Source organism: Dyella sp. GSA-30 (assembly GCF_027924605.1).
Classification (GTDB): domain Bacteria; phylum Pseudomonadota; class Gammaproteobacteria; order Xanthomonadales; family Rhodanobacteraceae; genus GSA-30.
The window spans coordinates 1,167,799-1,190,609 of the sequence record NZ_AP027042.1; the positions used below are offsets into that span (position 1 = coordinate 1,167,799).

General features: G+C 63.3%; 18 protein-coding genes. 3 read left to right on the plus strand and 15 right to left on the minus strand.

What is annotated here, in order from left to right; translation table 11 throughout:
- Positions 1–58 precede the first annotated feature (58 nt).
- The 6 genes from leuB to QMG46_RS05220 form a co-directional block, all read right to left on the minus strand.
- On the minus strand, positions 59–1,156 hold the full coding sequence (gene leuB, locus QMG46_RS05195) for a 3-isopropylmalate dehydrogenase (RefSeq protein WP_281851423.1): 1,098 nt from the start codon (positions 1,154–1,156) through the stop codon (positions 59–61).
- Positions 1,153–1,746 carry a 3-isopropylmalate dehydratase small subunit gene (gene leuD / locus QMG46_RS05200; RefSeq protein ID WP_281851424.1) on the minus strand — a complete coding sequence of 198 codons (594 nt, stop codon included), beginning with the start codon at positions 1,744–1,746 and terminating at the stop codon, positions 1,153–1,155. The genes leuB and leuD overlap by 4 nt, the downstream gene beginning before the upstream one ends.
- A complete protein-coding gene (gene leuC / locus QMG46_RS05205) occupies positions 1,743–3,155 on the minus strand; it encodes a 3-isopropylmalate dehydratase large subunit (protein WP_281851426.1) in 1,413 nt (470 codons plus the stop codon). The genes leuD and leuC overlap by 4 nt, the downstream gene beginning before the upstream one ends.
- Positions 3,152–4,090, minus strand: coding sequence for a branched-chain amino acid transaminase (locus QMG46_RS05210; RefSeq protein WP_281851427.1), 939 nt, complete (start codon positions 4,088–4,090; stop codon positions 3,152–3,154). The genes leuC and QMG46_RS05210 overlap by 4 nt, the downstream gene beginning before the upstream one ends.
- Positions 4,087–5,670, minus strand: coding sequence for a 2-isopropylmalate synthase (locus QMG46_RS05215; RefSeq protein WP_281851428.1), 1,584 nt, complete (start codon positions 5,668–5,670; stop codon positions 4,087–4,089). The genes QMG46_RS05210 and QMG46_RS05215 overlap by 4 nt, the downstream gene beginning before the upstream one ends.
- Before the next feature lie 370 nt (positions 5,671–6,040).
- Positions 6,041–6,658: a TetR/AcrR family transcriptional regulator gene (locus QMG46_RS05220; protein ID WP_281851429.1), complete on the minus strand. Its 618-nt coding sequence runs from the start codon at positions 6,656–6,658 to the stop codon at positions 6,041–6,043.
- A 65-nt stretch (positions 6,659–6,723) separates the two neighbouring features.
- Between QMG46_RS05220 and QMG46_RS05225 the strand changes: the two genes are divergently transcribed.
- Complete coding sequence (locus QMG46_RS05225) at positions 6,724–7,293, plus strand: hydrolase (RefSeq protein ID WP_281851430.1); 570 nt, start codon at positions 6,724–6,726, stop codon at positions 7,291–7,293.
- A gap of 123 nt (positions 7,294–7,416) precedes the next feature.
- On the opposite strand, the gene thrC is transcribed toward QMG46_RS05225, so the two are convergent.
- The 3 genes from thrC to QMG46_RS05240 are packed head-to-tail and all read right to left on the minus strand — an operon-like array spanning position 7,417 to position 10,870.
- Complete coding sequence (gene thrC / locus QMG46_RS05230; protein WP_281851431.1) at positions 7,417–8,745, minus strand: threonine synthase; 1,329 nt, start codon at positions 8,743–8,745, stop codon at positions 7,417–7,419.
- Positions 8,742–9,722 carry a homoserine kinase gene (locus tag QMG46_RS05235; protein ID WP_281851432.1) on the minus strand — a complete coding sequence of 327 codons (981 nt, stop codon included), beginning with the start codon at positions 9,720–9,722 and terminating at the stop codon, positions 8,742–8,744. Before QMG46_RS05235 ends, thrC begins: the two co-directional genes overlap by 4 nt.
- Entirely contained in the window at positions 9,719–10,870 is a 1,152-nt protein-coding gene (locus QMG46_RS05240) for a homoserine dehydrogenase family protein (protein WP_281851433.1), read from the minus strand. The genes QMG46_RS05235 and QMG46_RS05240 overlap by 4 nt, the downstream gene beginning before the upstream one ends.
- Before the next feature lie 434 nt (positions 10,871–11,304).
- Here QMG46_RS05240 and QMG46_RS05245 point away from each other — a divergent pair, with 434 nt between their 5' ends.
- The gene (locus tag QMG46_RS05245) at positions 11,305–11,718 is read left to right on the plus strand and encodes an H-NS histone family protein (RefSeq protein WP_281851434.1); all 414 of its coding nucleotides are present in this window, start codon (positions 11,305–11,307) and stop codon (positions 11,716–11,718) included.
- Between the two features lie 62 nt (positions 11,719–11,780).
- Here QMG46_RS05245 and QMG46_RS05250 read toward each other — a convergent pair whose 3' ends face one another.
- The 4 genes from QMG46_RS05250 to QMG46_RS05265 all read right to left on the minus strand — a co-directional run bounded on the left by QMG46_RS05250 (position 11,781) and on the right by QMG46_RS05265 (position 18,160).
- A complete protein-coding gene (locus tag QMG46_RS05250; RefSeq protein WP_281851435.1) occupies positions 11,781–14,021 on the minus strand; it encodes an EAL domain-containing protein in 2,241 nt (746 codons plus the stop codon).
- Between the two features lie 153 nt (positions 14,022–14,174).
- Complete coding sequence (pgaD, locus tag QMG46_RS05255) at positions 14,175–14,621, minus strand: poly-beta-1,6-N-acetyl-D-glucosamine biosynthesis protein PgaD (RefSeq protein WP_281851436.1); 447 nt, start codon at positions 14,619–14,621, stop codon at positions 14,175–14,177.
- A complete protein-coding gene (gene pgaC / locus QMG46_RS05260; protein ID WP_281851437.1) occupies positions 14,618–15,811 on the minus strand; it encodes a poly-beta-1,6-N-acetyl-D-glucosamine synthase in 1,194 nt (397 codons plus the stop codon). The genes pgaD and pgaC overlap by 4 nt, the downstream gene beginning before the upstream one ends.
- A 348-nt stretch (positions 15,812–16,159) precedes the next feature.
- Positions 16,160–18,160 (minus strand): bifunctional 2',3'-cyclic-nucleotide 2'-phosphodiesterase/3'-nucleotidase, encoded by a 2,001-nt coding sequence (locus QMG46_RS05265; protein ID WP_281851438.1) that lies wholly within the window; start codon positions 18,158–18,160, stop codon positions 16,160–16,162.
- A 178-nt stretch (positions 18,161–18,338) separates the two neighbouring features.
- Between QMG46_RS05265 and QMG46_RS05270 the strand changes: the two genes are divergently transcribed.
- Positions 18,339–20,051 carry an LTA synthase family protein gene (locus QMG46_RS05270; protein ID WP_281851439.1) on the plus strand — a complete coding sequence of 571 codons (1,713 nt, stop codon included), beginning with the start codon at positions 18,339–18,341 and terminating at the stop codon, positions 20,049–20,051.
- A 540-nt stretch (positions 20,052–20,591) separates the two neighbouring features.
- On the opposite strand, the gene nagA is transcribed toward QMG46_RS05270, so the two are convergent.
- Positions 20,592–21,752 (minus strand): N-acetylglucosamine-6-phosphate deacetylase, encoded by a 1,161-nt coding sequence (nagA, locus tag QMG46_RS05275; protein WP_281851440.1) that lies wholly within the window; start codon positions 21,750–21,752, stop codon positions 20,592–20,594.
- The gene (locus QMG46_RS05280) at positions 21,752–22,786 is read right to left on the minus strand and encodes an SIS domain-containing protein (protein WP_281851441.1); all 1,035 of its coding nucleotides are present in this window, start codon (positions 22,784–22,786) and stop codon (positions 21,752–21,754) included. The genes nagA and QMG46_RS05280 overlap by 1 nt, the downstream gene beginning before the upstream one ends.
- Positions 22,787–22,811 lie beyond the last annotated feature (25 nt).

Here is a 22,811-nt window from a genome sequence, read left to right on the forward strand (position 1 = left end):
GGGCGAGAGAGACATGCCGTTCCGGCCCGCACGCGTAACAGCAGCAAGGAGAGAACCATTAGCCGCAGGCTCGCGCGCCGGAGAAGAACGCCGCCGAATTGCTTGCGTGTTCTTCCAGGGCGGTCAGCACCGCTGCCTGCACTTCAGCGGTACCGGCGGTGCCGCCGATATCGCGGGTATGCGGGCCATCGCGCAGTACTTCGTCGATCGCCGCTTCCACCGCATTGGCTTCCTCTTCCAGCTCCAGCGAGTGGCGCAGCAACAAGGCGACAGACAGAATGGCGCCGGTGGGGTTGGCGACATTCTGGCCCGCGATATCCGGTGCGGAACCGTGGATCGGCTCGTACAGGCCGTTGAATCCATCGCCCAGCGATGCCGAAGGCAGCAGGCCCAGCGAACCGGCCAGTGCCGCCGCTTCGTCGGTCAGGATGTCGCCGAACAGGTTTTCGGTGACGACGACGTCGTAGCGGCCGGGCTGGGTCAGCAACAGCATGGCCATCGAATCGACCAGCTGGTGTTCCAGCTTCACGTCCGGATACTCGGCCGCGATGCGCTGCACGGTGCTGCGCCACAAGCGCGAGGTTTCCAGTACGTTGGCCTTGTCCACCGAGGTAACGTGGCGGCGGCGCTGGCGAGCCAGATCGAACGCGCGGCGCGTGACGCGCTCGATTTCGGCGACGGTGTACTTGCACTCGTCTGTGGCCGTGTCGGCGGTACGCGTCTTCGCGCCGAAATAGGCACCGCCGGTGAGTTCGCGGACGAACAGCACGTCGACATGCTTGAGCTTTTCTTCTTTCAGCGGCGACAGCCTGGCCAGGGCCGGATGCACCTGCAGCGGACGCAGGTTGGCGTAGACGCCCAGTGCCGCGCGCAGTGCCAACAAGCCTTGCTCGGGCCGAACCGGCGCATTCGGATCGGACCACTTGGGGCCGCCGACGGCGCCGAGCAGAACCGCGTCGGCCTTCTTGCAGGCTTCCAACGAGGCTTTCGGCAACGGTTCGCCGTGCGCGTCGATGGCGCAGCCGCCGATCGCATGCTCTTCGAAGGTGAATTCATGGCCGAAGTGCTCGGCGACCGCATGCAGCACGGCAACCGCGGCCGCGGTGACTTCGGGACCGACGCCGTCGCCGGGCAGGGTAACGATATGCGCTTTCATGCAGCCTCCTGGCGGGCTTGCGTGGTGTGTTCGTAACGGGTGATGGCGTCGTGGTTCTGCAGCAGGTAGCCGAGCTGGTCGACACCGTTGAGCAGGCAATGACGGGCGAAGGGTTCGAGCTGAAAGCCGATGCGGCCACCGTCGGGCAGCGCGATGTATTGCTCGCGCACGTCGATAATCAATTCGACGCCCGGGTGCTCCAGCAGCCAGCGATGTTCGGCCTCGTCGATGACGATGGCGAGCAAGCCGTTCTTCAGCGCGTTGTTGCGGAAGATGTCCGCGATCTCGCTGCAGATCACCGCGTTGATGCCGTAGTCGAGCAGGGCCCAAGGCGCGTGCTCGCGCGAGGAGCCGCAGCCGAAGTTGCGTCCGGCGACGATGATCGAGCAGCCCTTGGCTTCGGGGCGATTCAGCGGGAACGCAGGGTTATCGCTGCCATCGGCCTGGTAGCGCCAATCGTTGAAACACAGCTTGCCCAGGCCTGCGCGTTCGGTGGTGGTCAGAAAGCGCGCGGGAATGATGCGATCGGTATCGATGTTTTCATCGGGCAGGACGGCGGTGCGCGAGTGGATGCGGGTCACGGGTTTCATGCGGCCACCTCGGTCAGATATTCGCGCGGATCGGCGATGACACCTGCCAATGCCGACGCGGCAGCGGTCGCGGGACTGGCCAGCACAGTGCGAGCCCCTTTGCCCTGGCGACCTTCGAAATTGCGGTTGGACGTGCTGACGACCAGTTGGCCCGGTTGGGCCAGATCGCCATTCATCGCGATGCACATCGAGCAACCCGGGATGCGCCATTCGGCACCGGCTTCGGTAAAGACCTGATGCAGGCCTTCGCGTTCGGCATCGCGGCGTACTGCTTCGGAACCCGGCACGACCAGCATGCGCACGCCATCGGCGACGCGGCGGCCGCGCAGCACCTGGGCCGCTTCACGCAGGTCCGACAGGCGCGAGTTGGTGCAGCTGCCGACAAAGACCACGTCGACCGGCGTGCCGCGCATCGGTTGGCCGGGTTTGCTCTGCATGTAGTCGAGCGCGCGTTTCTCTTGTGCGTTGCGCGCGGCGGGAACCGGGGCATCCATCGCGATCGCCATGCCCGGATGCGTGCCGAACGTGACAGTGGGCCGCACCTTGCTCGCATCGATATGCACTTCGCGGTCGTAGCTGGCGCCATCGTCGGTGCGCAACGCGCGCCATTGCGCGACAGCCGCATCCCAGGCTGCGCCCTGCGGCGCGCGTGGACGGCCTTTCAGCCAGGCGAAGGTGGTTTCGTCCGGCGCGATCAGGCCGGCGCGGGCACCGGCCTCGATCGACATGTTGCACACCGTCATGCGCTCTTCCATCGACAGCGCCTCGATCGCGCCGCCGCGGTATTCGATGACATGCCCGGTGCCCCCATCGACGCCGATCTCGCCGATGATGTGCAGGATCAGATCCTTGGCGCCGACGCCGTGCGGCAGGTTGCCGTCGACATGAATCGCCAGTGTCTTGGCCTTGCGCTGCAACAGGCATTGCGTGGCCATCACGTGGCCAACCTCGGTCGTACCGATACCGAAGGCCAACGCGCCGAAGGCACCGTGCGTGGAGGTGTGGCTGTCACCGCAGACGATCGTCATGCCGGGCTGGGTGGCGCCAAGCTCCGGCCCGATCACATGGACGATACCGCGATCTTCGCTATCCCAGCCGTGCAGCTCGACGCCGAACTCGCGGCAGTTTGCTTCAAGCTGCGCGACCTGCGCCTTCGCTTCGGCATTTGCATAGGGACGCTCGCCATCGGCGCCCGCTGCCAGCGTTGGCGTGGAGTGATCCAGTGTTGCCAGCATGCGATCGGGACGGCGCAACGACAGGCCACGTTCGCGCAGTTCGGTGAACGCCTGCGGCGAGGTGACTTCGTGCACCAGATGCAGGTCGATATACAAAATTGCCGGCGTATCGGCGGTTTCGGGCGCGACGACATGCGCGTCCCATAGTTTCTGGAACAGATTGCGCGGACTCATGCGGCTTCCAGGGTGGCAGTGGTGTGGACGGGTGTGAGCCAGCCGCGCGTGTCTTGCGTGCGGCCGTCGAACAGGCCGAAGAAGCAGTCGCGCAGGGCCTGCGTGATCGGGCCGGGCTTGCCGTTGCCGACCGGCTTGCGGTCGACCGAGCGCACCGGCGTGATCTCGGCGGCCGTGCCGGTGAGAAACATTTCGTCGGCGGAGTACAGCGCTTCGCGCGGCATCTCGCGCTCTTCGACCTGGTAGCCCAGATCGGCCGCCAGCTCCATCACCGACTCGCGCGTGATGCCGGCCAGGATGCCGGCGCTGGCCGGCGGCGTGTAGATGCGACCGCGCTTGACCACGAACACGTTCTCGCCGGCACCTTCGCTCAGCAGACCGTTCGCGCCCAGCGCGATGCCTTCGTCATAACCGCCGCGACGTGCTTCCAGGCAGATCAGCTGGCTGTTGAGATAATTGCCGCCAGCCTTGGCCCAGCTCGGCACGGTGTTCGGCGAAGGGCGATGCCACGAAGACACGCACACATCGGCGCCACGTTCGGCCGCTTCGCCCAGATACGCGCCCCAGTCCAATGCCATGATTGCGACGTCGACCGGCGCGCCGTCCTTGGGCAGTACGCCCAGACCGCCGGCGCCGCGGAACACGATCGGGCGCACATAGGCCGACTTCATGCGGTTGGCGCGAATCAGTTCCAGGCAGGCATCGTTGATCTCGTCTTCGCTGTAGCCGATATCGATCTCATAGACCTTGGCCGATTCGAACAGACGGCGAGTATGTTCCTGCAAACGGAAATACGCAGGGCCATCGGGTGTGGCGTAGACACGCTCGCCTTCGAATACCGACGAGCCGTAATGCAGCGCGTGGGTACTGACGTGGACGGTGGCTTCCGTCCAGGGACGAATTTGTCCGTTATGCCACAGAAAAGGCGTACTCATGCCACAGCTCCTTGCACTTTTGGATGGGTCCCCGTGGTCGGGGCCTGGCGCGCGATGCGATTGACGATGACCAGCGCCGCCAGTGCGGTGGCCTCGACGATGTCCGTGCTGATGGCCTGACCGCGCCACTCGCGGTCCTGGTTGCGCGCGGTCAGTTGCGCCTGGCCTTGTGCGTCGCCGCCTTCGCTGACGCCGCGTACCTGGAAGTTGGTCAGCTCCAACGGTGTGCCGGTGGCGCGTTCGATCGCGCGCAGGACGGCATCGACCGGGCCGTCGCCGATCGCCGCTTCACCGATCTCGGTGCCGTCTTCGTGAGACAGTCTTACCGATGCGGACGCACTGCCGCCCAGGTGCGAGCTGCTGTTCAACTGCACCAGATGCCACGGGCCGACAGCCTCCGGATCATGACCAAGCGCGATGGCCTCCAGATCGTCGTCGTGGACTTCGCGCTTCTTGTCGGCCAGCGCCTTGAAGCGGGCAAAGATGTTCTCCATCTCCGCGTCGTCGGGCGTGTAGCCCATCGTCTGCAGACGTGAACGCAGCGCATGGCGACCCGAATGCTTGCCTAGCACCAGCTTGGTTTCGGCGATGCCGACATCCTGCGGATGCATGATTTCGTAGGTGCCGCGGTGCTTGAGCATGCCGTGCTGATGAATGCCCGACTCATGCGCGAAGGCGTTCTCGCCGACGATCGCCTTGTTGCGCGGCACGTTCTGGCCGGTCAGCAGGCTCAGCAGGCGCGAGGTCGGATACAGCTTGCGCGTGTCGATGCGGGTGTCGACGCCGAAGTGCGGCGCACGCACCTTCAAGGCCATGACGATTTCTTCCATCGCCGCATTGCCGGCGCGTTCGCCGATGCCGTTGATCGTGCATTCGACCTGTCGCGCGCCGGCACTCACAGCGGCCAGGCTGTTGGCCACCGCCATGCCCAGGTCGTTGTGGCAGTGCGAAGAGAAGATCACCTTGTCGGCGCCTTGCACATGGCGTCGCAGATAAGCGAACAGCTCGCCCATCTCGCCGGGCGTGGTGTAGCCGACGGTATCGGGGGCATTCAACGTCGTTGCACCGGCGGCCACGGCCGCGTTGAACACCTCGACCAGGAATTCCGGCTCGGTGCGTAGCGCATCTTCGGCGGAAAACTCCACCTCATGGCACAGCCCGCGCGCCAGCTCGATCGAGCGCACCGCCGTATCGATGACCTGCTGTTTGCTCATGCCCAGCTTGTGCTCGCGATGCAGCGGGCTGGTCGAGAGAAACACGTGGATGCGCGAGCGCTGCGCTTTCTCGATGGCGCGTGCGGTGGTCTCGATATCGCCGGGCTGGCAACGCGCCAGGCCGCAGACGGTAGCGTTGCGCAGCATGCCGGCGATTTCCGAGACGGCCGCGAAATCATCCGGCGAAGCCTGCGGGAAGCCGGCTTCGATGATGTCCACGCCAAGCGCCTCCAACGCGTGCGCGAGCCGGAGCTTGGCGCGTCGATCCATCGAAAAACCGGGCGCCTGCTCGCCGTCGCGCAGGGTCGTGTCGAAGATGCGTACATGATCTTCGGCGTCGGTACTGGTTTGCTGATCGGGTGTCATGTTGGCTCCGCTTTGGATGCGTCGCCGAGGGCAACAAAAAACCCCGCTCCGTTGCCGGTGCGGGGTTCTTCGGGTGGTTCAGGTTAGTTCTGCTTTACCTGGACACGCGCCCTCAGCCCGCACCTCCGTTGATAATAAGGAGTACGAGTACGAGGGTAAGAAGGAGGTTGCCGTGGACCTGCAAGCGTCCCGGAACCGTCAGGAGACGGATCTTTTCGGTGACGTGAAGGTGGCTGTTGCGCTGCGGCATGTCGTCGACCCTAACGGTGGCCGACAAGTCATGTCAACAGTTTCGTTTGAAATTTTCTATCGATCCAGGAAAATGCGATGCCGTGGACGTTTGGACGTCCAGATGTCTGGACGTTTTCAGTCACGCATTCGCAAGATCGTCCAGGTACAACCAAAGCGTGCGGCGAAGCTGCGTCTGTGCGGTCGTGCGGGCGGTCGATGCGGTTTCGGCATGCAGGGCGACCGCGGCCTTCATCATGTACTGCACGACGGTCGCGCCGGCCCGGACCTGCGCGGTCGGCAGGCCGGGGTAGCGGCCGCTGAGCAGTCCGATCAGTTCATCGCGAATACGCATGCGTATGGTCAGTGCCTCTCCCTTGGGCACCGAGGCAGGCACCTCGGTAAGCACCACGAACGAGGGTTGCTGACGACGGAAATCCACGAACAGGCGGATCAACTGCCCCGCCAGCTCGTCGTTGCCCCATTGCGCGGCTCGCGCGGTCAGTTGGCCGATCCGGGCGTACAAGGCCTCGGCGTGGCCGCCCATCAGCGCCTGCGCCACCGCTTCCTTGGTCGGGAAAAACTGGTACAGCGAGCCGATCGAGGCACCCGCCCGGGCAGCGATTTCGGTCATTGTTGCCGCGTCGTAGCCCTTTTCCACGAAGGTATCGGCAGCCGCCGAAAGCAGGGACGCCACCCGTTCATGACCGCGTTTGCGCTGTGGCGCGCGCGCCGGCGGACTTGTTTTTTGTGAGGGCATCCTCATAAACTCCTAAGTGAGGACATCCTCACATTTCTCGTATTTTGCCGGACCCGGAGACTTCGATGGAAAAGCTCGACCCCCGCACCACGGCCCTGGTGCTTATCGACCTGCAGTTGGGTATCGCCCCGTTTGCCGGCGGCCCATACACCTCGGCTGAAGTGTACGAGCGCGCGGGCCGGCTTGCCGCTCGTTTTCGTGAACTGGGCTCGCCGGTGGCCCTGGTACGCGTCGGTTTCTCGCCTGACCATGCCGACGCGCTCAAACCCCCGGTCGACGCGCCATCGCCGCCCCGCAAGCTGCCGGACAACTGGCTGGACTATGCCCCCGAGCTTCATGCCTGCGACTCGGATATCCACATCATCAAACGGCAATGGGGTGCATTTTATGGCACCGAGCTGGAGTTGCAGATGCGTCGTCGCGGCATCCAGACGCTGGTGATGGGGGGTGTTTCGACGAACATCGGCGTCGAGTCGACGGCGCGGGTGGCGTTCGAGCTGGGCTTTTCGCAGGTGCTGGTGGAGGACGCGATGAGCTCTTCCGATGCGGATATGCATGCGTTTGCGGTGGGGAAGATTTTTCCGCGGTTGGGGAGGGTGCGTAGTACTGAGGAGGTCTTGGGGATGTTGGCGTGAGTGCTCAATGAGGACTTAAAGCCTCCCTCAACCTAGCCCTCTCCCCCGGCGGAGCCAGGGGAGAGGGTTGGGGTGAGGGAGGCGGGGCTCGCGGAGACATCGCCTACCAAGCAGATCTGCCCCTCAAGCCCGCGACAACTCCACCGTCTCCCGCAGCAACCACTCCTTCAGCGCGCCCTCGTCAGCCGCAATCGCCTCAGCGCTCGCCGACCGGTAAAGCATCGCCGCAAGCGGCCCCGGTACATCCGGCGAAAAACCAAGCAAGGGTTCCAGCACGGTTTCGAACTTGGCCGGGTGTGCGGTTGCCGTCACCACGCGTGGCAGGCCATCGTCGGGGAGGTTGTCCAGTACATGCATCGCCGTTGCGGTGTGCGGGCAGAACACGTTGTCGTGTGCCTTCGCATGGCGGGTGATGGTTTCGCGAATCGTCGCATCGCTCACGCTGGAGGCAGTCAGCTGTCCGCGCAGTTCGTTGTCGTATGGGAACGTCCAGCGCAGGCGCTCGAAATTGCTGGGCGCGCCGACGTCCATCGCATTGGCCAGGGTGGCGATGGTGCGGTGGGCGGCATAGTCGGCACCGGCGAAATAGTCGGGCAACGTGGTGTTGGCGTTGCAAGCTAAATGAATCGAGCCGATCGGCAAACCCATCTCGCGCGCCCACACACAGGCCAGCGCATTACCGAGATTCCCGGTCGGAACGATGAAATTGGCCTCGGTCCCGTGCGTGCGCCAGATAGCCAGCGATGCTTGCGCGTAGTAGCTCATCTGCGGCAACAGGCGGCCCAGACTGATGCTGTTGGCGGACGATAGCGGCCGCTGCGCCTGCAGTTCGGCGTCGCCGAGCATGGCCTTGGCCATGCGTTGGCAGTCGTCGAACGTGCCGTCGACCCGCAGTGCCTGTACGTTGTCGCCAAAGCAGCCGAGCTGGTGAGCCTGACGCGGCGAGACGCGTCCGTCCGGGTAGAGGATCACCACCTGGATACCGGGCTGCTGATGCAGCGCGGCAGCGACTGCGGCACCGGTGTCGCCGGACGTGGCGACCAGAATGGTCAGCAGCGGTTGCGCACTGTCGCCACGCAACTGACGTGCGAGGCAGGCGGCGAGAAAACGCGCACCGACATCCTTGAACGCCGCGGTGGGGCCATGAAACAGCTCCAGCACATAGGCGTTTGTGCGTTGCGCGAGCGGCTTCAGCGGCGTATCGAAGCTCAAGGATTCCGTGCAGATATCCGGCAACGCGCCCGCCAGCGTGCTGCCGGCAAAGAACGGTTGCAGCAGCACCGTCGCGACTTCGGCCAACGTGCTGGCATCGGCGAATGCGTCGATGCTCAAGCGCGGCAAGGCTTCGGGTACGTAAAGGCCGCCATCCGGGGCGAGGCCCGCGCTGATCGCCTGTTCAAGCGTTGCCGAGCCGGCGCCGCGCGTGCTGTGAAAGAGCAATGGTTCGCTCATGCGTCCCTACCTTCCTCCAGAAGATGCGCCGCCGGTCCGTCGATGGGCGACACGAATGAGTCACTTTGCAAACCCGCCGCAGCAAAAGCGGCAGACATCGCCACCGCAGCTGCCTGGGCATCGCCGCGGTTTTCGTACCAGCCGAACACGCTCGGGCCTGCGCCGGAAATGCTCGCACCCATGGCGTGATGATCGAGTGCTGCCTGCTTCACCTTGGTGAACTGGGGCACGAGTGACGCGCGCCGTGGCTCGACCAGGACGTCTTTCAGGCCATCGCGCACCAGGGCCGCCTCGCCGCGATAGCAGCCGGCCAGGACCAGGGCCAGGTTGGCGCTCTGCGCGACAAACTCCGAGAGTGCGTAGTCGCCCGCCAAGGCCGCACGTGCCTTGCGTGTTTCCAGCACGACGTGCGGATGCACCAGCGCGCAATACCAATCGGCCGGTACCGGGATGCGCACCATCCGGTCGCGCGTGGCAAGGACCAGGCCACCAAGCAGCATGCCGCCGATGTTGTCGCCGTGCCGGCCGCCGCTGGCGACCGCTTCGCCTTCCAGTGCGAAACCGTACAGCGCTTCGCGTGGCAACGGGCGGTCGAGCAGGGCATTGGCGGCGATCAGTGCGGCGACGCAGGAAGACGCCGAGCCGCCCATGCCCGAACCCAGAGCGATGCCTTTATGCAGCACCAGCTCGAAGCCGTGCGCCAGGCCGAGCGCCTTGCGCAGGGCGAGCAAGGCCGCGCCGGCGGTGTTCGCGCGCGCTTCGGTCGGTAGCGGATGGGCGGCGCCATGGATGGCGGTAATGCGCACCTCCGGCTCGGCGATGCGCCGGACTTCGGCACGGTCTCCGGCACCTGCCAGGCTGTGTCCGAGAATGTCGAAACCGACGCCGATATTGCCGACGCTGGCATAGGCAATGGCTTGAGCTGCTTGCATGGCTGACGTTGCGCGCCTTGGAGAGAGCTCCAATTGTGCATTCATGGCCTGAACTCCAGCGTGTCGGCGATGCGCAACAGGTCGGAAAAGATGCCCGCAGCGGTCACTTCAGGCCCGGCGCCGGGCCCCTGCACCAGCATGGGATTGTCGTGATAGCGCTGCGTGGTGAACTGCACGACATTGTCGGTCAGGCGCGAATGCGCGAAAGGATGCGCAGCCGGCAGCACGCAAAGCGAGACCTTGGCCTTGCCGTGCGCATCGAGACTGGCGACATGCCTCAATACGCCGCCATGCGCGCGGGCGTTGGCTAATTGCGCGGCCATCGGGGCGTCGAGCTCGCTCATGCGCTCCATAAAGTCGTCCAGCGACAGGTCGGCCAGCGCGGCGGGAACCAGACTTTGCACGTCGATATCTTCCAATGAAAGCTGCCAGCCTGCTTCGCGCGCCAGGATCACCAGCTTGCGGGCAACGTCACGGCCGGAGAGGTCGTCACGCGGATCGGGCTCGGTATAGCCCAGCGCGTGGGCTTCGTGCACGAGGGCGGAAAAGGGGCGACTGCCGTCGTATTGATTGCACAGCCAGGCCAGGGTTCCGGAAAACATGCCGTCGACGGCGAGCAGCCGGTCGCCGGTGTCGAGCAGATCGCGCAGGGTCTGTACGACCGGCAGGCCCGCACACACGGTGGCTTCGTAGCGGAAGCGGGAGCCGGAAAGGCAGGCGTTGCGGATGGCCTGCCAGCGATCCAGCGGGCCGCTGCCGGCCAGCTTGTTCGGCGTGACCACGTGCACGCCCGAAGCCAGCCAGCCGGCATAGTGCGCGGCGACATGGTCGTTGGCGCTGCAGTCGATCAGCAGTGCGTGGCGGCCGTCCATGCCGCGTACGTGTTCGGCGAAAGCATGCAAGTCGGCCGGTCGCCAGGTCTGCGCGCCATCGTGCCGGGCATTGAGATCCGGGTCGTCGCTATCGAGCCACATGCGCTTGCTGGCGGCGACGCCACAGAGCTTGAGGTCCAGTCCCATGCCGGAGAGGCGCGGCTGCGCGGTGCGCAGTTGAGTGAGCAGGGCGCTGCCGACGCGGCCGGGGCCGATCAGGCCCACGGCCAGCACGCGGCGACGGGCGGATATCGCCGGCAGCGCTGCGCCATGTGGCGGAAGCAAGGGTTCTTTAGCGGGTTGTGAAATACACACGTTCACGATGACCTCCTTGAGATTAGGGGGCCCCGTCTTCAGTGTGTAGGCGGTTCGGAGTATGCCGGCCCGCCTCTTGTGAGGGCGGGACCGTTGCGGTATTGCTTTACTCGCGCACGGACATCCGCCCAGACCTGGTTCCGGTAGTGGTAATAGTGGTCGTGGAGGCGGACGGCATGACGGTCCCGGCGGTTGCCAGGGCGATGGGCATGCAAGATGGCAGGCTGATCGGCGTCATGGTGTCGACATTAGGTGCGATGCTGCGGTGCAGTCAACAGGTTCATTTGCAACCTTTTCCATGTTTGTCGGTCGACAAATACGTCATATATATGTCGAGTGCGTCTAAACTGACACATTAGTTGCCATCTCGCCCTGGTTTTACCCCCTGTCTTTTGGCAACCTCAATCACGCAATTCTTTTAAAACACCATAGGAACATCCATGGCTATTGATCTGAAGTCCCTTTCGCCCTCCCAGCTCCAGTCTCTTATCGCCAATGCGGAATCGCAAATGCACGAGGCCCGGGCCAACCATATTCAGGACGTCCGGAAGAAGATCGACGCGCTCTTGGGCAATAGCGGGCTGACCCTCGCTGACGTTTACCCCACCCGTGGACGTGCCGGAAAGGGCACGGGCAAGCGTTCGGCGGTGGCGCCGAAGTACCGCAATCCGGAAAACCCGGCCGAAACCTGGTCCGGTCGCGGCCGCCAGCCGCTGTGGCTGGCCCACGCCCTGAAGCGTCGCGGCAGTAGTATCGAAAACTTCCTGATCGAAGGCGCCACCAAGGCAAAAGCGCCGGCCAAGAAGACGACTCGGGTCGCGAAAAAAGCCACCCGCAAGAAAGCCCGTCGTTAACCGCTATCGGCTTTTAAGTGTGATTCGACCAAAGCCTCGTGGGTTAACCACGAGGCTTTTGTTTAGATGATCGCCGCTTCGTTGACACGCTTGATGGCTTCGTCGATGGGCAGCGGCGTTGCAAAGAAAAACCCCTGCGCCCAATCCACATTCAAGGCGCGCAACGCCTGCGCGGTGTCGGCATCGGCGACGTGTTCGGCAACGGTTTGTGCCTTCAGTTCCTGCGCGATCATGACGGTGGCGCGTACGACCGCCAGATCATAGGCCGAGCGCGTCATGTCGCGCACGAAACTGCCGTCGATCTTGATAACGTCGGCGGGGATTTGTTTAAGGCGTTCGAACGATTGAAAGCCGACGCCGAAATCGTCGATACCGATATGGCATCCGCGCTCGCGCAATTGCTCAAAGAGCGTCAACGATTCGGCTTGATAAGCAATCGCGGCGGTTTCCGTGACTTCAAAACACAACCGATCGGCCGGCAGTATGAAGGTATCGAGTTGAGCAAACAGCTCGCGGGCAAAGCCTCGCGAAGCAAGCGACTGTCCAGCCAGATTGATGCAGAAACGGCCGATGCCGGGCATCAGCGCTTCATGTTCGTGCAGCCAGCGATTGAGCTGGCGGACCATGGCAAGGTCCAGCTCCGCCATGCGCCGGTCGGCTTGTAGCTGTTCGACGAACAGGTGCGGCATGATGATGCGCCCATCGCGGTCGCGCAGGCGACAGAGCAATTCGCCGTTGATGTTGGCGCTGGCAGCGGCTTCCGATAGCGGCACGAACGGTTGCAGATACAGTTCCACTTCCATCGCGCGAATCCGCGACAGCACGGTGGTCGATAGCTCCAGGCCGCGTTTGTGCTGCTCGCGCGGGTCGGCGTGTGACGCGGCGAGGGTCAGCTGCACCTGGGATTCTCCGCGTGTGCGCGCTTCGATAGCGGCATCGGAGGCGAGGGTAATGCGGGTGTCGAGCGTGGCGTGCGCCAGCGCCGGTTCGGTCACGCCCAGGTAGGGCAATACATGAAAGCGCCGCTCCTGCCACACGAATTCCTGCTGTTGCAAACGGTGCAATACGTTTTCCCAGGACATGTCGCCATCGCGCAGCAAGACGACAAACTGGCCGGTGCCAATATGAAAGACCTCGGCGATGTCCTCCAGTTGCGCGGCAACCCAACTGCTCATCGCCGCCTGCGCCTGCAGGCCGAAACTGGCGGAAACTTTTTCGGCGCGGTCCAGTATCAGAAAGCCCAGCGGGAGATCGGTGCGGTGTCCATATCGCTGACGCAGCGCGGAGAGATTGGGCAGGCCACTCAAGGGCTCGATCAGGCTGGCCTGCTGATACTGTGCCAGGGCGCTGTCGCGCTCGCGGCTATAGAGATAGAGCAGCAGCACCATCAGTTCCAGTGTCATGCATTCCAGCGCGATGCGCGCCAGGTCGAGCATGTCGGGCAACTCGCTGGAGCGATCGACGTACCGCGACAACGCGGTGGCAAAACTGAACTCCACCAGCACCAGCAGGGTCATGCTCCAGCGCAGCGGCAGCTTGAACGACGCCCATACCACCAGCACCGCAATCAGCAACCGATTTTGCAGCAGCACGTCGAGAATGTTTTCTATATCGAACTGTTGCCGGCTGGCGAGCTTCAACAGCAGTGCGGGCAGCAGCACGCCGAACAGCACCGGTTGCCAGGGCAGGGAGCGCTGCCACCAGGGCCGGATAGCGTGCGTGGGGTTTTCGGTCTCCAGGACCAGGATCGGCAATGCCAGGATCAGCGTGCCGAAGAACTTGGCGAAAAATACCTGCACCGTATCGCTGGCGACTGCGGCCCAGTCAGGTGCCTGCAGCGGCGATACCAGCATCAGGTTGCCCAGCGCGTAGAAACCAGGCAACACCAGCAACGCAGCGAACAGAAACCGTGGAATGTGCCGCGCACTGAAGACGGCGTCGCTGGCATGGCCCCGGTAGACGAAGCCACGCATCCACAGCATCAGCCAGTACACGCCAAGGGCCAGGAGCAGGCCCATCAGACCGGGCACCAGCGGCGCATGCTCGGTATGGAACATGCGAAAAAGCCAACACACGGTAATCGTGAGCAGGCACATGCGTAGCGCCGAACGTTCGCGATAGGCCAATGCGGACACGACCAGCGCGCCGGTGGCAAGGTGCGCCAGGGAAGCCATGCCACGTACGCCGAAGAAGTCGGCGCGGTAGCTCATGTTGATGCTGAAGAGCAAAGCCGTGGCAAGAACGAGCAGCACCGCACGCAGCCAGTAGCCGCCGGTATAGAACCTGTGCGATGCATGTGCCATCGAAAACTTTGTCTCCCCCATTCAGCAAGCGACGTCTTGTCGGCCTGCTGCCACTGTGCCCGGTATAGATACCACACTCATCGGTTAGACCAAGACACGGATGCCCTGGCACCGGGCCACCGGGCCGCAAGAACTTGTCATCCGTGGCGAGCGTCACTCTTCTCGCAGTACCTCCACACGGACAGGTACCGCCGATTCGTCCAGTAAAACCCGAATAATGCGATGCCTTCGCAGGCGCTCGCCGAGCACATGATCGGCGCCCAGGCGTTCGTCGACCGTGCTTTCCAGGACATCGCGCCGACGTCGCCGACGGTCGGCGTCGGCGAATCGAAAGCGGTTGTATTCGGCCCAACCAATCAATACGAGAGCGCAGAGCAGCGCGATGACGGGCAACGCCAGGACGATGAAGGGGTCGAGGGCATGCTCGTCTACATAAAGTCGCTGGTAGGCCGTCCGGATGCCCAGGAACCATGCGAAAAGAGTCAGCAAGGGCACCCACAAGCAGGCATAGAGCAACCAGGCAGCCGTGGCTATCGCCCCCCAGAGGGTGCGACGCAAGCGGGTCAGGCGGTCGGGTCGATCGATCAGCGGAGGGTTCATCGCACACCTCGGTCCGGGCTGGTCCAGCGCGCACGCCGGTCGCTGCGATTGGCGATCGTGCGCGGCAGGGCGATCACGGCGGTGAGCATGCCGATGATCCAGAACGCCAACGGATACCAGATGATCCAGTAGAAATGGCGCGCCAGCGGTCGCTCATAGCGGCGCTCGATCACCAGGCTGGTAAAAAACTGCAGCATGCAAACCGTCGCCAGCACCACGCCGTGCCATCGCGGCAGAATAGTGTCGACGTACAGCGAAGGCGGCAGAGGCAGAAAATTGCCCAACACCCAGAGCACGATCAGCGTCAGCATGACGTAAGCCCAGGCCAGGCTGGCGAGATATTCGAACAGAACGCCCCACATGCGCCGCTTGCGCCACGTCAGCACACTGCGACCATGACTGAGCAGCACCTCCACGCCACCACGCGCCCAACGCAGGCGCTGGCTCCATAAGCCGCCGAGGGTTTCCGGCATGAGGATCCAGCAAAGCGCGTTGGGCTCGTAGCGAATTTCCCAACCGTCCAGCTGCAGGCGCCAGGAAATGTCGATGTCTTCCGTGACCATGCGATCCGACCAATAGCCAATGCGATTGAGCGCCGTCTTGCGAAACGCGCAGATCACGCCCGACACGGTAAATAGCTGCCCATAAACGCGCTGCGCGCGTTTGATCAGGCCGATGATCGCGGAGAACTCACCCACCTGCATGCGCGCCAGCAGGGTCGTGCGGTTGCGCACGCGCGGGTTGCCGGTAACGCCGCCCACTCGCGGTCCATCCATCAAGTGGCCGACCATCCAGCGTGTGGCGTGCGTGTCGAGGATCGCATCGGCATCCACGCAGATCAGGTATTCCGAGCGCGAGGCCAAGGCGCCCACGCGCAGGGCGTTGGCTTTCCCATGATTGCTTTCAAGGTGCACCACCCGAAGCTGCGGCACCTGTTCGACCAGCTCGGCCAGGCGCTCGACGGTGTCATCCGTGCTGCCATCGTCGATGGCAATGATCTCGAAATCCGGATAAGCCTGGGCCGCGATGGCCGCGATGGTTTCGCCGATACGTTCGGCCTCGTTGTAGCAAGGCACCAGCACGCTGACGAAAGGGCTGTCGCGTAGCGGCGGCGGCTCGTCGTGAGGCGGCGTACCGCGTTCCCGCCGGAGGTAGTAGTACACGCCGCCGATCATCCAGAAAAAAGCCATCACGATCGGATAAAAAAACGCGAAATCAAACAGCGCGACGATTAGCGCAGGGCCAGAAGCCGCGTGGCTAGTCGCCAGTGCTCCCGTCCCGACGGGGACCAGGAGAAGGCGCTTGAAAACGTGCGCACGACTAGCGTGCGGCATAAAAATGCAGCATGGCGGTCATGCTTGTCCTTTCGCAGCAGGTAAGTTGGCCGTCGTCCGCTTACCTTGCAAAGGCGCGCGTCAAGACAATGTTTTTTTTGGAGCGCCAAATGAACGGCAACTCAGCATGGACGGTTTTGTTGCGAACAAAAAAAAGCGCCGGGCATGCCCGGCGCTTCGCTAGCCAAGTCGATGCGAGTGGGCTCAGCGGCTCAGATCGATCGCGTAGATGGCCGTACCGTCGCCGTTGTCCTTGAGCAACGTAATATTTTTCAGGCCTACGGCATGCGCAATATCCTGTTTGCCCGCGGCCGCCTTGAACACCACCGGGCCGCGCGTCTTCAGCGGCGCGAATCGCCAGGAGGTCGCCTCCAGGTCTTTCGCCTTGATCTGCTTGTGCTGCTGCAGCCACTTGGCGAGGATCTCGCGCGCGCCATCGGGCGCGGCCAGTACGATGTTGCTGCCGTCCAGGCCGGGGAAATTGCCGCCGCCGCTGGCGCGGTAGTTATTGGTGGCGACAATGAAATTCTGCTCCGGCTTGACCGGCTTGCCCTTGTAGGTGAGATGGACGATGCGCTCGCCCTTGGGCTTGGACACGTCGATGACGTAATGCAGGCCGCCCTGGATCTGATCGAAGTTGTAACCAGGCAGGCCCTTGCCAATCAGCTCCTGTTCGCCGGTCTTGTTCGGGTCGATCTGGTTGAAGCGTTCGGCCGATTTCTCCAGCCACGCCTTCAGGCCGGTGCCGCTGACTTTCACCGCATTGAGCGTATTGGGATAGAAATACAGATCGGCCGCGCTGCGCAGGGTGATCGGGCCGGGTACGACATCGGTGTAGTCGTCGGGGCCGCCGAAGCCGGTACGGAAGGCGGCAGCCGCCGAGAGCACCGGTAGCTTGGCCAGCTCCGGATGCTGATGCGGCAGTTCGGCGCTCACGTATTCGCGCTGCGCAGCATTGATCGCGGCGAGCCCGGTCATATTGCCCTGGTCGGCAAAGTAGCTGCTCATGCGAACCTTGGTATCGCCGATCGGGGTGTTGACGTACGCCACGGCGGCATCGTGTGCCTTGGCAACCAGCGGCGCGATCGCCGGATCAGCGGGCACACAGTCGGTCTTGGTCGGGCAGATCGGGCGCACTTCGCTATGCGTCTTGTCCTTGTTGATCACCCAGCGACCGTCACGCCGTTCCAGCGCAAGCTCGATCACGCCCAGGTCCTTGCCGAAGAACCCGCCCATCACCGCCGGCGTGCCGCGCACGAAACCGCGCTTGGCATCGACGTCCTTCATGCCCTGGTAGTGCGGACCGGGAAACTCGGTATGCGAATGGCCCAGCAGCAGCACGTCGACGCCCGGCACCGCGGCCAGGTACCAGCCGCCGTTTTCCATCTCGGAGGTATAGGTGTCGGTGTTGAGGCCGCCATGCAGCACGGCCACGATCAGGTCCGGATGCTGCGCCTTCAGTTCGGGTATGTACTTGTTGGCGGCCTCGACCACACCGGTGACGGTGACCTTGCCGGCCAGGTTCTGCTTGTCCCACTCCATGATCGGCGGCGGGGTGAAGCCGATGATGCCGACTTTCAGTGTCACGCTGCGCTTCTTGCCGTTCGGCGCGTCGACCTGGATGGTCTTTTCCACCACCGCCCAGGGCTTGAAGATCGGCTGCCCGTCGCGCGCGCTGAACACGTTGGACAGCACCAGCGGGAAATGCGGGCCGGCGCAGCGGTCGGTATGGCCGCCGTCGACGTTCATCGGCGTCCCGGTGACCTGCGACAGGAACGGCAGGCCGTAGTTGAATTCGTGGTTGCCGGCGGTGCCGCCGTCGTAGCCGATCGTGTCCATCGCCTGGTAGATGCCCAGTTCTTCCTGGCAGCCGATCTTCTGTACCTGGGCCTGATAGTCGGCCAGCACGCTGCCCTGGATGGTGTCGCCGCTGTCGAACAGGAAGGTATTGGCGTACTGCTGGCGCGCCCGGCGGATCAGCGTGGCCGTGCGCTCGTAGCCCAGGCTGCTGTCCGGCTTGAGCTTGTAATAGTCGAAGCTCAGCACATTGGAATGGATATCGGTGGTTTCCAGGATCGCCACCTGCGCATGGCTCCCGTCTGGTGCGACGGCGGGTTTCTGCGAGGTCGTGGCGCAGCCGGCAAGCAGGGCCAGGGCCATGGCGGCGGGCACGGCGGCCCGGATCAAGGTGGAGCGCAAGGGCATGGGACGTTCCTGAACGGGTATCAAGCCGGGCAACCTAGCAGATTGGTATGAAATTTCACGCTCAACGGCGGCTGAACCCTGCCGAGAGTCATGCCTTCCGTTAGCCTTGCAGCAGGCTAGTCGCAGCTAACATGTCGCTTTCATTACAACATGTTAGAGAACAGGGGCCAGCCGTCCGATGTCATCATCTGTGTTTCGCGTCGCCAGAGGCAGCGCGGCCTGTCTGCTCGCGCTCGTCTTCTTCGGGTTTTGTATCGATGTGGCCGTCATGGGTGAACCCGGCTGGCCGCAGCGCGGTTTCATTCTTGCCCTGATGCTTTGCACCTTCGGTGCGTTCGTGTTCGCGTTCGGTCGCGTGGCCATCGCGCTGGTGCTGAGCGGTGCGTTGTTCCTGTTACTGCGTGTGCTGTCGGTATTGAAGCTGCGTTATCTCGACTCGCCGCTGATGGCCGCCGACTTTGTCTACTACGCGCGCACCAGCCTGCTGGAGACCTTGCGGCATTACCCTCACCTGTTCGGCGTCAGCGTCACCGCCTGTCTGTTGGTACCGCCGTTGCTGTGGCTGACATGGCGTTTCGACTGGCATCTGCTGGGGCGCCGCGTGCGCAAGTGGCGCGTCGCCGGCTTTATCGCCTGCGTGGTGGCGTTCTGGATCTGCCTGTTGCCTAACGGTCCGTTCGCGGTCGTCCATGCGCGGGATATCTGGGACAAGCTTTCCGACGAAGCGTCCGCGCAGCTCACCAATTTCTTCGTGACATTCAGCGAGTCCGGCGTGCAGATGCCGGCGCAATCGAGCGAGACCGATGCCGAGCAGACATGGAGCGCGACGGCCAGCGGTACGCCGGGCGTGGCGGCCAAGGCCACCTATCCGGACATCGTCGAGGTACTGGAAGAAAGCACCTTCGATCCGTCGTACTTCAATGGCTGCAATGTGCCCGAGTGCCATGTGCGCATGCTTCAGGCCGATGCGCAGACACGCTCGCACGGCTTCATGCGCGTGCACACTTGGGGCGGCGGTACCTGGATGAGCGAGTTCGCCGCGCTGACCGGCATGCCGCATGATATTTTCGGGCCGGCCGGCATGTACGCGCCGTACGTACTGGCGCCGCATGTACGCGACTCGCTGCCGCTGCAGCTGCAGCGCCTGGGTTACCTCACCGTGGCCGTCTATCCGACCAACGGCAATTTTCTCAACGGCCGCAATGCATACAAGGCGTATGGTTTCGATCGGTTCTTCGACGCGCAGGAACTGAAGCTCGACGAGTGGGAAGAAACCGACGCGCAGATGTTCGACGCGGTCAAGCGTGCCTATGCCCAGGTGAAAAAACCCGGCCAGCCGGTATACATCATGGTGCTCACGCTCAACCAGCACGGCCCGCACGACACCGACCCGCTGTCCACGCTGCCGCTGCCCTTCAGCCAGAACCCGTTGAAGAACCTGCCGGACAAGCAGTCACTGAACATGGTGACGTATCTGGCGCGCCTGCACGATTCGGACACCGCCATGACGCAACTGGAACACGAGTTCCTGGCGCGAGCCGAACCGACCCTGATCCTGCACTTCGGCGACCACCAGCCATCGTTCAGCGGCGTCATCCGCGAGATGGGACGCAGCGTGCCGGACGGCGCGCAAGCAGAGCAGAACTATCTGACGTACTACATGCTCAAGAGCAACTTCGAAGGCCCCGCATTGCCGACGTATCCGGTGCTCGATATCGCCTACCTGCCGACAATGATTCTGCAGGCCGCAGGGTTGCCGGCCGATCCTTATTTCTCGGCGTCGATAGCGTTACGCGATCGGTGCAAGGGGACGTACAGCGATTGCAAGGAGCCGGGGTTGCTGGAGTCGTACCATGCGTGGATTTTTCAGAAGCTGCATGTGTATGAGTGAGGAGTGAGTGGAGAGGAGTGAGGAGTTAGTGAGAGCGCACCTCCCCACATTTCACCTCACCCCACCCATTCGTCATTCCGGCGAAGGCCGGAATCCACTCCTCAGTTTCCCACTCATCAGACAACGTTTCTCAAGCGAATGCGCTGAGGAGTAGATTCCGGCCTTCGCCGGAATGACGAGAGGGGTAGGAAGACTGTGGCGAGCATCGAGCGCGCTTTAAGTCCTCAGCGCCAAGACGCCTCGCGCACAGATTCGGCGCACCTCAGAAGCGCCTGAAGTGTCCCCTATCGATTCGAGTAGGCGGCACGGACGGTTTTATCTCTCAATGCTGCTCAGAGCTCTGGCTCCAAAGGCCATTCTCTCTTTGGTTACTTTCTCTTTGGGCCAGCAAAGAGAAAGTGACTCGCTCGCCGGCAGGCGAGTGAAACGCCCGCTGCGTAAGCGGCCAGATCGCCCGAACACCCAGGCAAGAACCATACCGTCACGTAAAAGGCTTCCGGCCTGCGCCGGAATGACGAGATAGGGGAGGTCACAACAAGACTAAGCCACCGGGTAAGCAACCCCACCCACCCAAGTCTCACGCACCACAACCCCATCATCCACCACAGCAAAATCCGCCCGCTGCCCAGCAACCAACTGCCCCTGCACCCGATCACGTCCAATCCAGGCCGCAGGATAACTACTGGCCATGCGCGAAGCTTCAGCCAACGGCAACCCAATCACCTGCACCGCATAACGCACCGCACTGGCCATATCCAACGCCGACCCGGCAAGCACGCCAGCGTCACTCTGACAAACCCCATCACGCGCCGTAATGATCTCGCCATTCAACACATAACTGGGATTATCCGACCCGACCGGAGGCATCGCGTCGGTGACAAGAACACTCTTGCCCCGCGCCTTGGCAGCAATGGCAATACGCAAAGCCACCGGATGCACGTGGTGTCCATCGGCAATCAAACCGCACCAGCTATGCGGATCGTCCAATGCGGCACCCACCACACCAGGATCGCGACTACCCAACGGCGTCATCGCGTTATACAGATGCGTGAACCCGCTGACACCCGCATCGAGCGCGGCACGAACCGTGGTGTAGTCGGCCGCCGTATGACCGGCAACCACCACCACCCCCGCCTGGCTGAACTGACGAATGGTATCCATCGGCACCTGCTCGGGCGCCAGCGTCAACATCACCACGCCGCGGTTGCCGGCAGTCAGCGCCAGCACATCTTCATGCTCTGGCAGGCGAAACAGACTGGCGTCGTGAATGCCCTTGCGTGCCGGTGCCAGGAACGGGCCCTCGACGTGGATACCCAGAATGCCCGGCACGCCCTGATCGATCGCATCGTTGACGGCCTTGAGCGCCGCACGCATTACTTCAGGCGTATCGGTAATCAGCGTCGGCAACATTCCGGTGGTGCCGAACTTGCGATGCGCAGCGGCGATGCTGGCCAGCGCTTCGACGGTCGGTGTTTCGTTGAACAACACACCACCGCCGCCATTGACCTGCACGTCGATAAAACCCGGCAGCAGCAGATGACCGTGCAGGTTGTGTTGTTTCGCTTGTGCAACGCGAGGATCGTCCTGCGCCACGATTGCGACGATATGAGCGCCCTCGACCAGTACGGCCTGGCCTTCGCGCGGGCCGTGCTCGCCGAGCACGCGTCCATTGACCAGGGCGAGCATGCTTTGCGTTGCCATCAGACCGTCTCCGTCACCTTGTTCAGATGCGGCGGTACGTCCGGGTCGTAGCCGCGTGCCAATGCGAGCGCGCTGGCAGCGCGATAGAAACTCTGCACGGCCAGCAGCGGGGTTACGATCGGTGCGATGTTGTTGGGTAGCGGCAACGCATCGGTGCCGCTGGCGCCGGGCGCGGCGACCCACACGCGTGCGCCGCGCGCACGAAATTCGCTGGCGACCGCAAGCGTGTTGTCCAGCGTGCCGTCGTCCTGGCCGAAGAACAGCACCGGGAAGCCATCGCCCACCAGGGCCATCGGGCCGTGCTTGACCTCGGCAGCGCTGAAGGCCTCGGCATGCAAGCCGCAGGTTTCCTTCAGTTTCAAAGCCGATTCAAGCGCGGCGCCGAAGCCGTAGCCGCGACCGACCACGAATAGATTTTGCTTGTCGCGCAGGCCCTGCTCGAGTGCACTCCAATCGCTATCCCAGCCACGGCGCAGATCGTCGGGGAGCCGTGCGATCACGCCGTGCAGTTGGGCGTCGTCACTCCAATGCGCGGTCAACTGCAGGATCGCGGCCAAGGTCGCGAGGTAACTCTTGGTGGCAGCGACACTACGCTCAGGGCCGGCGCGCAACGGGATGACGGTGTCGGCCAGTTCCGCCAAGGGCGAGTCTTCGACGTTCACCATCGAGATGACATAGGCGCCGGCTTTCTTGGCCGCTTTAGCGCTGCGCAACAGGTCGGGGCTCTTGCCCGACTGAGAGATGGCGACAAACAGTGCACCGTCCATTTTCAGGTCGGCATCGTAGATCGAGGAAATCGACGGCGACGCGGATGCGGTCATCAAACCGAGGCGCGTTTCGAACACGTACTTGGCATAGGCAGCGGCGTGATCGGAACTGCCGCGTGCGCAGGTGGCAATGAAGCGCGGCGGATGGGCGCGCAGATGCTTGCCGAGTTTGGCCAGCAGCTCCGCATTCTGTTCGAGTTGGCGCGCGACCACATCAGCGGTTTCGGCCGCTTCGCGGTACATCAGGGTGTCGCTGGAAGATTTCATGGATCTCTCGATAAAAGTCGGGCGC

Bases quoted from the DNA above. Each gene is read 5' to 3' on its own strand.
- QMG46_RS05220 (WP_281851429.1), bottom strand. From the start codon at position 6,658: ATGCCCTCACAAAAAACAAGTCCGCCGGCGCGCGCGCCACAGCGCAAA.
- QMG46_RS05265 (WP_281851438.1), bottom strand. From the start codon at position 18,160: ATGCCCTTGCGCTCCACCTTGATCCGGGCCGCCGTGCCCGCCGCCATG.
- leuD (WP_281851424.1), bottom strand. From the start codon at position 1,746: ATGAAACCCGTGACCCGCATCCACTCGCGCACCGCCGTCCTGCCCGAT.
- QMG46_RS05250 (WP_281851435.1), bottom strand. From the start codon at position 14,021: ATGGCACATGCATCGCACAGGTTCTATACCGGCGGCTACTGGCTGCGT.
- pgaC (WP_281851437.1), bottom strand. From the start codon at position 15,811: ATGGCTTTTTTCTGGATGATCGGCGGCGTGTACTACTACCTCCGGCGG.
- pgaD (WP_281851436.1), bottom strand. From the start codon at position 14,621: ATGAACCCTCCGCTGATCGATCGACCCGACCGCCTGACCCGCTTGCGT.
- QMG46_RS05215 (WP_281851428.1), bottom strand. From the start codon at position 5,670: ATGACACCCGATCAGCAAACCAGTACCGACGCCGAAGATCATGTACGC.
- leuB (WP_281851423.1), bottom strand. From the start codon at position 1,156: ATGAAAGCGCATATCGTTACCCTGCCCGGCGACGGCGTCGGTCCCGAA.
- QMG46_RS05235 (WP_281851432.1), bottom strand. From the start codon at position 9,722: ATGAATGCACAATTGGAGCTCTCTCCAAGGCGCGCAACGTCAGCCATG.
- QMG46_RS05280 (WP_281851441.1), bottom strand. From the start codon at position 22,786: ATGAAATCTTCCAGCGACACCCTGATGTACCGCGAAGCGGCCGAAACC.
- leuC (WP_281851426.1), bottom strand. From the start codon at position 3,155: ATGAGTCCGCGCAATCTGTTCCAGAAACTATGGGACGCGCATGTCGTC.
- nagA (WP_281851440.1), bottom strand. From the start codon at position 21,752: ATGGCAACGCAAAGCATGCTCGCCCTGGTCAATGGACGCGTGCTCGGC.
- QMG46_RS05225 (WP_281851430.1), top strand. From the start codon at position 6,724: ATGGAAAAGCTCGACCCCCGCACCACGGCCCTGGTGCTTATCGACCTG.
- thrC (WP_281851431.1), bottom strand. From the start codon at position 8,745: ATGAGCGAACCATTGCTCTTTCACAGCACGCGCGGCGCCGGCTCGGCA.
- QMG46_RS05210 (WP_281851427.1), bottom strand. From the start codon at position 4,090: ATGAGTACGCCTTTTCTGTGGCATAACGGACAAATTCGTCCCTGGACG.
- QMG46_RS05270 (WP_281851439.1), top strand. From the start codon at position 18,339: ATGTCATCATCTGTGTTTCGCGTCGCCAGAGGCAGCGCGGCCTGTCTG.
- QMG46_RS05245 (WP_281851434.1), top strand. From the start codon at position 11,305: ATGGCTATTGATCTGAAGTCCCTTTCGCCCTCCCAGCTCCAGTCTCTT.